Genomic DNA, 13,778 nt, shown 5'->3' with positions numbered 1-13,778 from the left:
GTATGTCGATAATCAGGGTGGTACCGCGATTATTTCGTCCCTGCTGAATGATTTCAGCAGGGACTTTTTGTTTTGGAAAATGAATAACAGATAAGTGATGAATGGATGATAGTAGTGCATGTTCTCCCTGAACCAGAGAGCTGACGGATGGTGCGAGTCAGTATAAAGAACAGCATGAATTACGATCCTGGAGCTTTCTTCCTCGAAGCCAAGAGGTGAGGGGAAGACGGTTGACAGCCGTTATGCAAATGAGGGATTGGCGTATTTTTATGTCAATAACTAGGGTGGTACCGCGATTATTTCGTCCCTGCTGAATGATTTCAGCAGGGATTTTTCGTTTCCTGATACTTGCTTAAAGGAGGTGGTCGGCCATGGACGATGATTATCACTATATGCAACTCATCACAACAAGATTTGATATAGAAAGAGGAGAAAAAAATGAGTCGAAATGGTTTGCGGAAAGAGCTTTTACCTAGACACGTCCAGTTTTTGGCATTGGCTGGTATGATCGGTACTGGTATTTTCAAAGGAAGCGGGGAGACATTGGGGATTGCCGGACCAGGTGTGGTCGTTTCCTACTTGCTTGGCGGTGCATTATTGCTGATTGTAATGGTTGCTTTGGCTGAAATGGCGGTTGTGTACCCCAATCATAATGTGCAGCATCTCGTGCATAAAGCGTTTGGATTCCATATATCCTTCATCGTTGGCTGGCTGTACTGGATCAACTGGACGCTCGTTACAGTGGTGGAGATCCTGGCAGCAGGTTCGTTTTTGCAGTTTTGGTTCACGGATACACCACTTTGGCTGTTGAGCGCCATTTGTGCAGCGGTTATCATAGGCATAAATAGTTTGCAGGTGAAATTCTATGGAGAGATGGAATTTTGGTTCGCTAGTATTAAAATCATTGCACTTGTATTATTTATCCTGCTGGGCGGGGCGGTCCTGCTTGGGTTGACGGATTTTGCACCAGATACACCGACCCAGCATCTGCTCGGACATGGCGGATTCTTCCCCAATGGCATGCAGGGTGTATTCGCGGCCTGTTTGATCGTCATGTTTTCATTTGGGGGATCAGAGCTTATCGGGGTTGCCATTTCGGAAACAAAAGATGTGAAAAAGGTGTTGCCTAAAGTGATCAAAGGCGTCGTATGGCGGGTATTGCTATTTTACATTTTACCTATCATCATCATTTCCGGGCTCATTCCTTGGAATGAAGTGGCCGGGACGGAAAGCCCGTTTGTTCAAGTGATGGATGCAATCGGTATTCCTGGGGTTGCCCATGTGATGAATTTCATTTTACTGACTGCTGTTTTGTCAGCTGCAAATTCAGGAATGTTTGCCACTTCCAGGACCATGTATTCCCTGGCTGAAAAAGGGGAGGCACCAAAGCTCCTGGCGAAAACCACCAAAGCGGGATCACCGATCAACGCCATCACCTTGAACGCTGTCCTATTATTGGTTGGGGCTGGGCTCGCATACTTTGCACCTGATAGCATCATTGGCACGATGATGACGATACCTGGATTCACCATGCTGCTGCTTTGGATCGGGATTTGTGCAGCACAGCTTAAGCTGCGTCCCGATTATGCAGAAATGCCCCATTTCAAAATGAAGCTGTTCCCAGCAACGACGATTATTGGGCTGGCAGGCCTTGTCATCATCTTGCTCGGATCATCGTTCAGCAAAGGCATTTCAGTGGGAACGGTAGTGTGCTTTACGGCTTTGGCGGTATTGATCATATTGGCTTTTATTTTGGGACGGGGCAGAAAACAAGTGGAAACAGAATGGAAAATGCACAATGATACGCACAATCCTTAAAAGGGTCACTTGACGTGACCCTTTTTCTGGATGCAGCATCAATGAAAGCCTGCTGATTACAAGTCTGACTTGTCCTTTTTAAGCAGCCTAGTATATGTAATGAACCGTGCATGCTATTTGTCATGACTTTAACTGTCCACGACTTTGTTTTTTATAGGCTAATGGTGTCATCCCAATGGATTTACGAAATTTAGCGATAAAATAACTGCTGCTATTAAATCCAATTTGATAAGCCACTTCTGTGACATTGGAATTCTGATTCTGAAGCAGGGGAAGGCTTTTTTGTATCCGATATTCGATTACGTAATTCATGGGGGATTGATTGACTATGCGCTTAAAATAACGGCAGCATTCAGCCCGGCTTAGCTGCCCGGCTTTCGCGATATCGGCCAAAGTGATTTTTTCATCAAAATGGAGGTGGATCCAATGGAGCATTCGTTTCATCCGCTGATTCCTAATCCTATCTGATTCGCTGTATTCCAGTTGCATACCATTCATGATCAAGTTCTGCCAGATAAGATTAAGGTGATTGACTATATCTATCTCGTAGAAAGGATCCTTTTGCTCGATCAATTGATGAATATCCAATATTGCTTTAAGGATGTTTCTTTCCCATTGATCCTTCCTGCCTATATGCAAGTGCGTTAAATTAGTTGCTTGGATATAAGGATATACGTACTTAGCGTGCAGTTCTTTGGATAGAAAAATTTCAGGGGAGGCGTTTAAACATATATAAATACAGCCTGAATTGTTGTAATCATCAGCCTTATGAAGACAGCCGCTATTGATAAAAATACCTTCGCCCTTGCTGACCTTCACTTTCTCTTCATTGATTTGGAATGCTGCACTACCGTTAATGATCAGCACGAATTGGATCTCATTATGCCAATGCAGCGGAATATGCCCATGTATATTTTCCTTGATTTTTGTTTCGTAGCAGGCTAGTGGTAATTCAACGGTTCTATGCTGGGTTAATTCCTCTAATTCCTGATTGATTAAAAAATCTTTGATCTGCATCTCTTACCTCAATATATTTATATTTTTATATACGATATTGCTATCAAATAGCAGTTTCTTTTTTTATCATGACATTATTGTAGCAGAGTAAGGAGGTTGAATTGTGGAAAACAAGCAAATAGCAGGTACTGCTTTGGTATTGTTGGGAGCTATCTTTTGGGGAGTCTCAGGAACGGTAGCCCAATTTTTGTTCCAAACGAAAGGGTTCAGTACGGAGTGGCTTACAGTAGTAAGATTATTGGCAGCTGGTGTTGCCTTATTGACAATTGCTCGCATGAAAGAGGGACGAAAGGTATGGGCTGTCTGGAAAAATAAGCAGGAAGCTATAAGTCTCATTCTTTTCGGTATTCTGGGAATGCTCGCTGTCCAATATACATATTTTGCCGCAATAGAACATGGAAATGCTGCAACAGCGACCATTCTCCAGTATTTAGCACCAGCTCTCATCACATGCTATCTGGCTATACGATCCAGGCGTTTGCCCTCATTCCCCATTAGTGTATCTTTAGTCATTGCCATTATAGGTACTTTCCTGCTTGTAACCGGTGGAAATCTGCAATCTCTCACCATATCCGGCTGGGCCATTTTCTGGGGTGTTGCCTCGGCTTTCGCTTTAAGCTTTTACACATTGCAGCCCTTGAAACTGCTGGCAAGCTGGGGTGCAAGAATTGTGGTGGGGTGGGGTATGCTGATCGGCGGGTTCTGCTTCAGTTTCATTCATCCCCCTTGGCAAATGGAGGGCGAATGGTCATTATCATCCTCAGCCGCCATTTTATTTGTCATCATCTTTGGTACCATCATCGCTTTTTATTTTTACTTGGAAAGTACAAAGTATATCGCAGCTTCCAAGGTAAGTATCCTGGCATCCGTCGAACCATTGTCTGCAACTTTTCTGTCCATACTGTGGTTTCAAATTCCATTCGGTCTGCCGGAGTGGGGTGGCGCAATCCTGATTCTAATTACGATAACAATCCTATCCATTATGAAAGGTGAAAGGTGATAAGCCTGTTCACTTTGTGTGGAGCCTTTTGTCTTTCCAGCGATGATCCTGGCTTGGTGTAATTTATGACTAAGAAAAATGCCACCCCATAAAGGGATGGCATTTTTCTTAGTTAGGTCCGACAACTGCATGCGGAACATAGGGTTCTTCGAGAAACGCGACTTCTTCATCTGTCAGCTTGACGGATAAAGAACCTACGGCATCCTCCAGATGCGAAATTTTCGTGGCACCGATGATAGGGGATGTCACCGTTTCTTTCGATAACAGCCAGGCGAGCGCGATATGGATGCGCGGCACACCATGTTTCTCAGCCACTTCCGCTACCCGTTCGACAACCACTCGATCAGCATCAGCAGTTGCATCATATTTGGATCTTTGGATCTGATCCGTCTTGGAACGCAGGGTTGTTTCCGACCAATCACGCGTCAATCTTCCTGAAGCGAGCGGACTGTACGGAGTCACACCGATTTTTTCTTCTTTGCAAAGAGGGAGCATTTCCCGCTCTTCTTCGCGGTAAATGAGGTTATAATGATTCTGCATCGATACAAAGCGTGTCCAATTATGTTTCTCTGCTACATGCAATGCTTTTTGGAACTGCCAAGCATACATGGCAGAAGCTCCGATATATCTAGCTTTTCCTGCCTTCACGATATCATGCAATGCTTCCATTGTCTCTTCGATCGGGGTGTTATAATCCCAGCGATGGATGATATAAAGGTCGATATAATCTGTACCCAGTCTCTTGAGGCTTTTATCTATCTCGCTCATGATAGCTTTGCGCGATAGACCGGCACCATTTGGACCTTCATGCATCCGCCCATGGATTTTGGTCGCCAGCACTATTTCGTCACGATTTGCATAATCCTTTAAGGCACGCCCAAGGAATTCTTCACTGGTTCCCATTGAATATACATTTGCCGTATCGAAAAAATTGATTCCCAGATCAAGTGCCTTTTTGATGATGGAACGACTTTGTTCCTCGTCAAGCACCCATTGATGTATCCATTTTTCAGCATCCCCAAAACTCATGCAGCCAAGACTGAACCTGGACACATCCAAACCTGTATTCCCTAGCTTTGTATACTCCATATATAGTCCTCCCTTAGCAGATTGACTTATGTATCCTCCTTCATTATGTCACAAACCTGGGCATGACCATAAACCCGATCATGGCAAGTTTTTGCCTGATCCTATCAAAGATCACTTTCCATATGCGTGCTTTCTGTGAATCTAATAATGGAGGGACGGTGGTTTCTTGGATAAATGCCAACCTGATTTCGGGCACTCATAGAGTGTCTTTTCTTTTGTTGGAGAGGATAAAGTATACGTTTACTGTTAAAATGATAGTATTCAAAATGATCAAAGTAGGTGGTTAATATGGCTGACCTCGTTCAAAAACTTCAATCGAATGCTTTTGATTTGACGGATGCGCAACGAAGGATTGCAGAATATATCATTCAAAATCCTATCGATGTTGCCTTTTTGACTGTGGATAAACTTGCTACAATCGTAGGGACAAGTACGGCAACGATAATGAGGTTTTCTGCTGCGGTAGGTTATTCAGGATTTTCGGAGCTGCAAAGGGAGCTCCAAGCGTCGATGAAGCACAAGGCTGCGCCGCAAACAAGGCTGGAGGCAAATCTAAAAAGTGCAAGTAAAAGCGAGCTCATGCATCAGCATGTGGAACAGCAATACAATAATATTCAATCGTCTTTGGATAGCATTTCGGCCGAGACCTTACAGGCAATAATCACTTTAATCGCTGAATCAGATCAGATATTATGTACGAGCGTGCGCAGCGGAAGGCCCGTAGGGGAATATCTTTCACTTGGGATCAATCGGATTTTGGGAAACAGCCGATATTTCAATGCGGATACGACTGATTGGATCGAGGACGCCGTTACATTTCATTCCTCCGATGTGGTCATAGCAGTCAGTTATCCGAGATATGCCAAACGGATCAGTCAACTTCTGCAAGTAGCAAAAGCAGCTGATACGAAAATAATTCTTATAACTGACAGCTATACTTCGCCTGTATCCAAATATGCGGATTACATATTACCGTGCCCGTCACCAAGTATCGGGTCACATAATTCCATTGTATCGGCTATCTTGATTGCCGACTATATCTTGAGTGCATTGGCAATCAATTATCCGGAGCGAACCAAGCCGCGATTAGACAAGATCAACTCCATTCTTACCGAAATGAGCTATCACACAAAATGAAATGTGTGATGGCTCATTTTATTTTTCTTTATGAAAGCGCTTTACAAAGGTAGGGAGCAATGGTATCATCACTTCATGAAAGTAATGGATATTACTTTTGTATAAAGTATAGTAACATTTATTACTAAGGGGGATGGGAGAGAAATGAAGGAAGCTTCTTTGTTGCCTGACGAGGTGATTGAGCTGGCCAAAAACTTGAATACTACACTTCTTGCTGATGTTATGGGATGTACGGGTGCGATGGATTACCGCATCAAACCAGTGAGCTCTGGTATGGGAATTGTAGGTACAGCTATGACTGTGAGCCTAAGACCCGGAGATAATTTATTTCTTCACCAAGCAATTTACTCAGCCAAGAAGGGCTATGTATTGGTCGTTGATGGAAAAGGACACACAAATAATGCCTATTTAGGGGAACTTATGGCTGGTTCTGCCAAAGCCATTGGTGTGGAAGGAATTGTGATCGATGGGCTGGTTAGGGACAAAAAAGCATTGGAAGAGCTGGATTTCCCGATTTACAGTAAGGGTTTCCACCCGAATGGGCCTTTTAAGGATGGTCCTGGTGAAGTGAACGAAGTCATCTCTTGCGGCGGAATTCGTGTTGCACCTGGGGATTTGGTCGTAGCAGATGATGATGGGGTGGTTGTCGTACCGGTCGATCGAATCGATGAAGTGCTTCATAAAGCATCGGAAAAATTGAAATATGAGGAAAAACGTCTGGAAACGATCGCACAATATGGTTCCCAGGAAGATCCCGATCCAATATCATTGGTGCCAAAATGGTTGGAAAGCAAAATCAAACAGTATCGAGCATAGGGGGATGAAAGATATGGAATTAGGTTTTGTCGGGTTTGGAGAAGCAGCTTTTGAGATGGCATCTGGATTGAATAGGGAAGGCATTGATCGATTTTACGCATATGATGCCCTTTTGGATAATCCGAATTTTTCTGATCGTATAAGGGAAAGAGCCTCTAAAGCAAATGTTTTGTTGCTGGAAAGCGCTGATGAAGTTTTAAAGGTTTGCAGCATTGTCATCGCCGCCGTTCCTGCCGATAAGACTTTGGAAGTGGCTCAATCACTGGCAGCCAGCTATAAAAAAGATTTGGTTTATGTGGACGTATCAGCCTCCACTCCGGAAATAAAGAAACAAGTGGCCAGTGTGGTCGAGGGGAGAGGGGCTTTATTTGTCGATGCGGCAATGCTTGGTCCATTACCTGTCTATCAGCATCGGGTACCGATTTCTGCGAGCGGAAGCGGCGCAGGCTCCTTTATAAAAACCATGACGGGATACGGGATGCAAATCACAAAAATAAGTGATCATCCTGGTGATGCTTCGGCTCTCAAGCTTATTAGGAGTATATATATGAAAGGTATCGCCGGTTTGATGGTTGAATTTTTGGAAGCAGCCAAGAAGTACGGTGTGGAAGAGGCGGCCATCAGTTCCATCGATGAAACCATGAATGCCAAAACCTTCGTGGAAACAATGAATCGGCTCGTGACAGGAAGTGCACTCCATGCGAAGAGACGTGCTGTCGAATTGGGTGGTTCTATCGAGATGCTGCAGGAATCGGATATAGATGCAAGCATTTCGATCGCTGCCCAGAAGAAGCTGGAGCGTCTTGCCCAGCTGGATATTCCAGAAAAATATAAAGGGAGTAAGCCAGACACCTGGGAAGAGATTCTTGACTTATTGATGGAAGGAAAGGAAGTTCATCACCGTTAAATGTAAGCGTTTTACTAGGATTGGAAGGGGAGGGAGAACGGATGACTGGTTTTATCGCGCTGGTAGTGTTCATCGCGGTCATTATTATATGGAATGTAGCAGTGAAGCGCAATATGGGGGAAGCGATGCTGCTGGGCTTCATTGCCACCGTATTGTTTGGCGGAACGGATGCCCCGGGATTATTTTGGGATGGTCTGGTATTTGCTTCCACTTATGAAGTATTATATGCTGCTGTGGCTTTTGTTTTCATGGCTTTCCTGGTTGATCAGCTCCATTTGATTCAAGCTCTTTTACGCATATTGAACTCACTTATTGGAAAGCTGCCAGGTGGTGCAGCTTACATGAGTACGCTGGGCTCCGCTATCCTAGGTGCTCTTTCTGGTTCTAATTCAGCAAATACAGCAACTACCGGATCGATTACAGCACAATGGATGATCAAATCAGGCTGGAGCCGTGAGACGACAGCGACTATCCTGGCTGGAAATGGCGGATTGGGAGCTGCATTACCACCGAACTCCTCGATGTTCATCATGCTGGGTTTTGCGCCGATCGGAGCGGTTGTTGCAGAGGGCGACCTTTACATTGCGCTTTTGATTGGGGGAGCTTATCAGGTCATTTACCGGCTTATACTAGTATTCTTTCTTGTGAAAAAGAACGGTATCAAGGCGCTTCCCTCTGAGGATTTAGTCGGATTCAGGGAAGCGCTGAAAATGGGCTGGAAGTCCATCTTCATTTTCTTCGGGGCATTGATTCCGATACTTGTCACCGTGGGGCCGATTGCCGAAGCTTTGAAGGATAATCCCAACATAGGCCCAGAAGCAATGGATGAAATTTCACTGATCACTTGGATACCGATCCTGATCATGATCATCAGCCTGATCATCGGCTGGAAACGGACACCAGGTTCGCTGTCGAATTGGTCCGAATTGCTATCATCTGCCATACCCCAATTCACGACAATCGGTGCGCTCATGCTATTTGCGGTGGCTGCCAGTGACGTTCTTTCGCAATTAGGGCTTGCAGATGACCTCAGTCAAATTACATCTTCACTTGATGTGCCGAAATGGCTGATGGTCCTCATGGTTGGCATATTAGTGACGCTGGTAGCTGGACCGCTGTCATCTACAGCCACTCTCACCGCCGTCGGCTTGGTTTCCTTCTCGGCACTGACCTCCGCTGGAGTGGATCCAATGGTAGCTGTCGTGGCAATACTGGCATTCTCATCAACCGAAGGAGCCTCACCACCAGCATCTGGATCCATATTCATCGCTTCTGGTCTGGCAGGTGCAAGACCAGAAAAAACGTTCATGCCGCTTATCGCCTACTACATGCTGCCGATAGTGGCAATCGGCTGGTTGATAGGAATGGAGATATTACCTGTATAAAGGGAAAGGTGTTGATATTCATGCGAAAAATCGCTGAGATATTGTTTAAAGTGCTTCTGGTGGCTTTTCTTACATGCGGCACACTGCTTGTGCTGGGGCAGATTCTAGGCATCATACTGCAAAAGGGAGAGCTTATCATTCTCAGCGCTGAATGGTTTAAAAATCCCACGATCATCCTGAGCGCATTATTCAGCCTTGTGGGCTTCTCACTGAATTATTTGCCAAAAAGGAACGATGCAAAGGAGCAAGATAGCAGTATGTATGGAGGTTGAATCTGGTGGCCGTGCTTTCGGGGACGTTCACAGGCACGGAATAAAGACCTGAGTCACTATCTCAGGTCTTTAAGCTGTCCAAAGAGGAGACTCATTTGTCTTATTTCCTTACAAGTACTTTATCGATGATGCCATATTCCCTCGCTTCTTCAGCAGTCATGAAATAATCGCGGTCCGTATCTGCAGCAACCTTTTCAATTGGCTGTCCAGTGGATGCGGCTATCAATTGATTGATATGCCGACGTTGTCTCGTGATCCTACTTGCAGTGATTGCAATATCTGCTGCCTGCCCCCTTACTCCCCCGAGCGGCTGATGAATCATTATTTCACTATTCGGCAGTGCATACCTCTTGCCCGGTGTCCCCGCCAGCAATAGGAGTGCGCCGAAAGATGCTGCCATCCCCGTGCAAATCGTCTGGACATCCGGTTTGATATACTGCATCGTGTCAAGGATGGAAAAACCTGCCGATATCGAACCTCCAGGGCTGTTGATGTATAGCGAGATATCTTTTTCCTGATCATCTGCTGCTAAGAATAACAGCTGCGCAACAATGGCGCTGGCCATCGCGTCGTTGATTTCTTCACTGACCATGATGATTCGGTCCTTTAACAGTCTTGAATAAATATCGTAGGATCGTTCTCCCATATTCGATTGCTCCACTACATAAGGTATCGTATTCATATTCCACACTCTCCTTTTCATTCTTCATCATTGGAACGGATTGAGAGGCAAATACGATACGGGTAAAAAAATTGCAGCACTTCAGGCTGCGGCCATACAGAGATTTGAATTTTTCCCGAAGCTTGAGCTTGGAGCGTGAAACAAATCGGGAATAATCCGGATGAGCACAGCGGGATCTTCTCTTTGAAGCGAGATTCCGACAAACTCCAATACATCCTCTTGATTCAAATTCTCCCAGGAGCTTTGAACGAGTGGGTGGATGGTGTTGGATTGGATATTCAAGCGAGCCCGGTGCAGCAGTGCTTTCACAGCTGAATCATTCAAGTCGAGCAAATCTGCTATCTCCATGGTTTGAAAATGAAATGCTTCCTTCAAAGCAAACACGATCAACTGCTTCGGTGTCAGTTTTTTCAGCTTCTCCAGCTGCTGTTCTGCGTCTTTCTTTTCATCTGAAGCTGTCTCCCTGATTTCCGATACAAGCTCTTCTTTCTTCTGTTTGCGTATCCGATCGATCCAGGCGTGATAGGCAATCTTTTTCAACAGGCTTACAGGCGGAGGGAAGGAGTCTTTATATTTAATCAAACTTCTCAATACAGCTTCCTGCGTGATTTCATCACTATCCCATTTATTCTTCGTCAAGTACATGCAATAGTGTGACAGCTTATCCATCGTTTCCGCTAATTGTGTTTGGCGATCAACTTGCTCATGCTGCTCCATTATGTCATCACCCCTTTCTCACTTAAACGCCGTGATGCTGTATTTCGATATGGGTTTCTTTCTTTTTTTGAATGGATGGCACAGATTATTTATTTTTGCGTTTCCCTTTAACCATACCATCACCTTGGCTAATAGCAAACAGTCTCATGAACGTAGCTGCTGGTCTGCGTGCAGTCTCGGTCTTAAGACGGAGATAATCCCATCCCACAGATTGTTTGCTGTGTATTTCCAATTACTTATACTGGAGGTGACAAACGGAAGAGGGAAGGTTGGTAGAATGGAAGTTTCATCAAATAAATTGCAATTATCTCGAAATCGCAATTTCAGGCTTGTTTTCATAAGTATGCTGTTTTCTGCACCTGGCTATTATGTTTATTTCATGGGTGCCATAACCTCATCCTGTTATTGTTTAGTATCACTGAACAACATTTTCCTGGCCATGAGCTGAAAATATGCTGAGACGTCCCTTGCCTTCGATAGGGGATATGAACTAGAAGGACGATCCCCAAGATTGGTGCATTAAAATGCACCAGATAGGAAAATGATGCGAACTCATATTGTATAATGAAGTATGCATATGACAGCCATCTGTAGTATTCTTTTTCTATGAATATTTAACCTTTGTGAATTTCAGTTTTTGACATCTTTCCATGGAGGTGGATCATGGAACACGAAATTTTTTCTGTATTCTTGGGGATTGTGTTCATCGTGTTAGCTTATTTGGTGAATGTCAAAAAGATGGTCGGCATTCTGAGAGGGTATAATCAGCAGCGGATCCGAGACAAACAAAAATTCATCGATCTCGTCAGTCCGTTCTACTTGGTCAGCGGAGCCATCTTGATTTTAGTGCCTTTTATTTTCTCACCGGAATGGAGTATGGTTGCCATCCATTTAGTCATCATGGCTAATTTAATCCTGTTGATTTATGTGAATGTGAAGATGGTGGACAAGTAACTTCTTTCTTATTTTCTATAGCCGCTGCACGTTATTTGAGTTTGCAGCTTCATATAGTCATACATCAGCCGTGCATGTCTGCCTTCTTGTGTACGGGGATCAAGCAATGGACGAAGACGGTTCATAAATGCTTGATCACATTCACAGCGATTTCCGTTCCTTCTGTAGCAGATATCATGCTGTCTGCAGGCAGCGTCCACTCTATTGACGGGCGCACCTGGACCGCTGCAGCCCGGTCCGCACCAGTTATATCCTGGGAAAATACAAAAACGCGGCATATCGTCCCTCCTTCCGGTTTGAAAGTACTGATGGTCCAGCATATACACAATCCATCCATTGTGTATATGCTGTTATCCTATCCGAGGGACCTTATTTCTTAAGAGAGACAATCCTAATTTGTTGAATGATGCCGCATAGGGGGCATATCTGATATATACACTAAAAACGGTCAGTGGCTTACGATGCCTCTGGCCGTTCCTATTATATTATGACCATTCTTGTCATTTATCTGATATAGACCCTGCTTGAAACCTTTTGCGCGATGCTAAATCCTTCTTTTATCGTTCCATCCTTATTTATTTGCCATCTGTACCCGTGATAGCAGAGGACGATCATTATCCCATAATACGTTTACCGGGATCCCGAAAAATTCGGAAAGCCGTTCACTCGATATCATATCAGTCGTATCTCCAGATGCGAACACCTTGCCTTCCTTAAGCAAAAGTGTCTTATCGAAGGCAGGTGAAATCTCTTCGATATGATGGGTCACATAGATGATGGTAGGTGCATCTGGTTTATCACTGATCCTTTCGATGGATTCCAGCAATGCTTCGCGTGCCAAAAAATCCAATCCATTGGCAGGTTCGTCCAGTATGAGGAGAGGAGGGTCGGCCATCATGGCCCGTGCAATCAAGACCCGCTGCCTTTCTCCGAGCGACAGCATTTCATAGCGGCGGTTCGCGTATTCGAAACAGCCGAGATCATATAGCAGCTGTGCGGCCCTTTGCCTTTCATCATCGGTAGGTGTCTCATAAAGACCGATGGAAGCGTAAGCACCGCTGAGTACGACTTCGAAAGCATTATCACTTGCATCGATTTTTTGCTGAAGGGATGAAGATACGTAACCGATTTGGATCCGCAGTTTTTCGGCTAGATAAGTGCGGCCGAATTCCATGCCCAAAACGCTCATATTTCCAGCTGTCGGGAAGCTGTACGCATTCAATAGATTCAGCAAAGATGTTTTGCCAGAGCCATTGAGACCGAACAATACCCAATTCTGTCCTTTTTCTATCTTCCAATCGAGATCCTGCAAGATCCAGTTTCCGTCTTTTTTCAAAGACACATTTTCTAATTCTATGATCATGGCCATTCCCTCCAATGACAAGTTACCTCTGAAATAATTTAATCAGACAAACGCCGATTTTTCAAAACATTTCAATAATTCGGATGGGAAGGTGCGCATCTACTGCTTTTTAAAAGGATACGTCGTCCATTCTGCCACTTCATTTTCTGTGACTTGGATCAGTGCCAGACGTATCATAGTTGCCGTAAATGGATGCAGTCTATCCTTTGCCAGCTGCTGGACAGCTGCATATTGCGTTTGACTCAGATAATTTGCAAGCGTGATGTGCGGGATCCAATTATCTGGAGTATAGAGCGGAGCAGGCATATGCAGGGCTGAAATTTTCCGCTGCAGCTGCATCAATGAAGCGCTTGGATTCGGCAGCAGCAGAAATGCATCCTTGCCCATAAAACTCCCGAACAGCTGAAAGCTTAAAGGAAGCGGGTCGTATTGCTTTGTGATTTGTTCCATGCCATATATCAGCTGGTTGTCGGCTTCATGGAATGAAGCAAAGGTGAGATGCGGTCTGTGTCCCTTTCGCCGAAAAGCATAATCGGTAATATCTTTCTCCAGCAGCTCTTCCCATAATGCTGTGATCGATTTTTCGGTGGAAGCATCAAAAAAACCTGCCAATGCGTACAA

General features: G+C 44.6%; 15 protein-coding genes and 1 other annotated feature. Of the genes, 8 read left to right on the top strand and 7 right to left on the bottom strand.

All coding sequences use genetic code 11. The annotated features are described in order from the left end of the window. The first annotated feature begins 88 nt into the window (after positions 1–88). Positions 89–312: a binding site (T-box leader), on the top strand. A 126-nt stretch (positions 313–438) separates the two neighbouring features. After that, positions 439–1,818, top strand: a complete 1,380-nt coding sequence (locus CHH53_RS07815; protein ID WP_095215562.1) for an amino acid permease — start codon at positions 439–441, stop codon at positions 1,816–1,818. Positions 1,819–1,938: 120 nt separating this feature from the next. Here CHH53_RS07815 and CHH53_RS07810 read toward each other — a convergent pair whose 3' ends face one another. Then, positions 1,939–2,835 carry an AraC family transcriptional regulator gene (locus tag CHH53_RS07810; protein WP_095215561.1) on the bottom strand — a complete coding sequence of 299 codons (897 nt, stop codon included), beginning with the start codon at positions 2,833–2,835 and terminating at the stop codon, positions 1,939–1,941. Positions 2,836–2,938: 103 nt separating this feature from the next. On the opposite strand from CHH53_RS07810, the gene CHH53_RS07805 reads away from it, so the two are divergent. After that, complete coding sequence (locus tag CHH53_RS07805; protein WP_233134937.1) at positions 2,939–3,835, top strand: DMT family transporter; 897 nt, start codon at positions 2,939–2,941, stop codon at positions 3,833–3,835. Between the two features lie 108 nt (positions 3,836–3,943). On the opposite strand, the gene CHH53_RS07800 is transcribed toward CHH53_RS07805, so the two are convergent. After that, the gene (locus CHH53_RS07800) at positions 3,944–4,924 is read right to left on the bottom strand and encodes an aldo/keto reductase (RefSeq protein WP_095215559.1); all 981 of its coding nucleotides are present in this window, start codon (positions 4,922–4,924) and stop codon (positions 3,944–3,946) included. A 288-nt stretch (positions 4,925–5,212) separates the two neighbouring features. Here CHH53_RS07800 and CHH53_RS07795 point away from each other — a divergent pair, with 288 nt between their 5' ends. From CHH53_RS07795 to CHH53_RS07775, 5 genes are all read left to right on the top strand, one after another. Further along, on the top strand, positions 5,213–6,061 hold the full coding sequence (locus tag CHH53_RS07795; RefSeq protein ID WP_095215558.1) for a MurR/RpiR family transcriptional regulator: 849 nt from the start codon (positions 5,213–5,215) through the stop codon (positions 6,059–6,061). 144 nt (positions 6,062–6,205) lie between these two features. Further along, positions 6,206–6,877 (top strand): RraA family protein, encoded by a 672-nt coding sequence (locus tag CHH53_RS07790; protein WP_095215557.1) that lies wholly within the window; start codon positions 6,206–6,208, stop codon positions 6,875–6,877. Positions 6,878–6,890: 13 nt separating this feature from the next. Then, positions 6,891–7,784 (top strand): DUF1932 domain-containing protein, encoded by an 894-nt coding sequence (locus CHH53_RS07785; RefSeq protein ID WP_095215556.1) that lies wholly within the window; start codon positions 6,891–6,893, stop codon positions 7,782–7,784. Positions 7,785–7,825: 41 nt separating this feature from the next. Continuing rightward, complete coding sequence (locus CHH53_RS07780; protein ID WP_095215555.1) at positions 7,826–9,169, top strand: TRAP transporter large permease subunit; 1,344 nt, start codon at positions 7,826–7,828, stop codon at positions 9,167–9,169. A 20-nt stretch (positions 9,170–9,189) separates the two neighbouring features. Then, positions 9,190–9,441 (top strand): hypothetical protein, encoded by a 252-nt coding sequence (locus tag CHH53_RS07775; protein ID WP_095215554.1) that lies wholly within the window; start codon positions 9,190–9,192, stop codon positions 9,439–9,441. A gap of 100 nt (positions 9,442–9,541) precedes the next feature. Here the strand turns inward: CHH53_RS07775 and clpP are convergent, their stop codons facing one another. After that, the gene (clpP, locus tag CHH53_RS07770; protein WP_095215553.1) at positions 9,542–10,123 is read right to left on the bottom strand and encodes an ATP-dependent Clp endopeptidase proteolytic subunit ClpP; all 582 of its coding nucleotides are present in this window, start codon (positions 10,121–10,123) and stop codon (positions 9,542–9,544) included. 81 nt (positions 10,124–10,204) lie between these two features. Next, positions 10,205–10,840: a sigma factor-like helix-turn-helix DNA-binding protein gene (locus CHH53_RS07765; RefSeq protein WP_095215552.1), complete on the bottom strand. Its 636-nt coding sequence runs from the start codon at positions 10,838–10,840 to the stop codon at positions 10,205–10,207. Between the two features lie 663 nt (positions 10,841–11,503). Between CHH53_RS07765 and CHH53_RS07760 the strand changes: the two genes are divergently transcribed. Beyond that, positions 11,504–11,794 carry a DUF3784 domain-containing protein gene (locus CHH53_RS07760; protein WP_095215551.1) on the top strand — a complete coding sequence of 97 codons (291 nt, stop codon included), beginning with the start codon at positions 11,504–11,506 and terminating at the stop codon, positions 11,792–11,794. Positions 11,795–11,802: 8 nt separating this feature from the next. Here the strand turns inward: CHH53_RS07760 and CHH53_RS07755 are convergent, their stop codons facing one another. The 3 genes from CHH53_RS07755 to CHH53_RS07745 all read right to left on the bottom strand — a co-directional run bounded on the left by CHH53_RS07755 (position 11,803) and on the right by CHH53_RS07745 (position 13,778). Next, positions 11,803–12,072, bottom strand: a complete 270-nt coding sequence (locus CHH53_RS07755) for a phospholipase (protein WP_095215550.1) — start codon at positions 12,070–12,072, stop codon at positions 11,803–11,805. A 293-nt stretch (positions 12,073–12,365) separates the two neighbouring features. After that, a complete protein-coding gene (locus CHH53_RS07750; RefSeq protein WP_095215549.1) occupies positions 12,366–13,157 on the bottom strand; it encodes an ABC transporter ATP-binding protein in 792 nt (263 codons plus the stop codon). Between the two features lie 99 nt (positions 13,158–13,256). Then, on the bottom strand, positions 13,257–13,778 hold the full coding sequence (locus CHH53_RS07745) for a 2'-5' RNA ligase family protein (RefSeq protein ID WP_158221509.1): 522 nt from the start codon (positions 13,776–13,778) through the stop codon (positions 13,257–13,259).

Source organism: Terribacillus sp. 7520-G, from assembly GCF_002271665.1.
Classification (GTDB): domain Bacteria; phylum Bacillota; class Bacilli; order Bacillales; family Amphibacillaceae; genus Terribacillus.
The sequence above is the reverse complement of the archived record's forward strand: the minus strand, read 5'-3'. Positions and strand labels throughout refer to the sequence as shown.

Excerpts from the sequence above, each read along its gene's own strand:
- CHH53_RS07815 (WP_095215562.1), top strand. The coding sequence starts at position 439 with ATGAGTCGAAATGGTTTGCGGAAAGAGCTTTTACCTAGACACGTCCAG.
- CHH53_RS07795 (WP_095215558.1), top strand. The coding sequence starts at position 5,213 with ATGGCTGACCTCGTTCAAAAACTTCAATCGAATGCTTTTGATTTGACG.
- CHH53_RS07785 (WP_095215556.1), top strand. The coding sequence starts at position 6,891 with ATGGAATTAGGTTTTGTCGGGTTTGGAGAAGCAGCTTTTGAGATGGCA.
- CHH53_RS07775 (WP_095215554.1), top strand. The coding sequence starts at position 9,190 with ATGCGAAAAATCGCTGAGATATTGTTTAAAGTGCTTCTGGTGGCTTTT.
- CHH53_RS07800 (WP_095215559.1), bottom strand. The coding sequence starts at position 4,924 with ATGGAGTATACAAAGCTAGGGAATACAGGTTTGGATGTGTCCAGGTTC.
- CHH53_RS07755 (WP_095215550.1), bottom strand. The coding sequence starts at position 12,072 with ATGCCGCGTTTTTGTATTTTCCCAGGATATAACTGGTGCGGACCGGGC.
- CHH53_RS07810 (WP_095215561.1), bottom strand. The coding sequence starts at position 2,835 with ATGCAGATCAAAGATTTTTTAATCAATCAGGAATTAGAGGAATTAACC.
- CHH53_RS07750 (WP_095215549.1), bottom strand. The coding sequence starts at position 13,157 with ATGATCATAGAATTAGAAAATGTGTCTTTGAAAAAAGACGGAAACTGG.
- CHH53_RS07765 (WP_095215552.1), bottom strand. The coding sequence starts at position 10,840 with ATGGAGCAGCATGAGCAAGTTGATCGCCAAACACAATTAGCGGAAACG.
- CHH53_RS07790 (WP_095215557.1), top strand. The coding sequence starts at position 6,206 with ATGAAGGAAGCTTCTTTGTTGCCTGACGAGGTGATTGAGCTGGCCAAA.
- clpP (WP_095215553.1), bottom strand. The coding sequence starts at position 10,123 with ATGAATACGATACCTTATGTAGTGGAGCAATCGAATATGGGAGAACGA.
- CHH53_RS07780 (WP_095215555.1), top strand. The coding sequence starts at position 7,826 with ATGACTGGTTTTATCGCGCTGGTAGTGTTCATCGCGGTCATTATTATA.
- CHH53_RS07760 (WP_095215551.1), top strand. The coding sequence starts at position 11,504 with ATGGAACACGAAATTTTTTCTGTATTCTTGGGGATTGTGTTCATCGTG.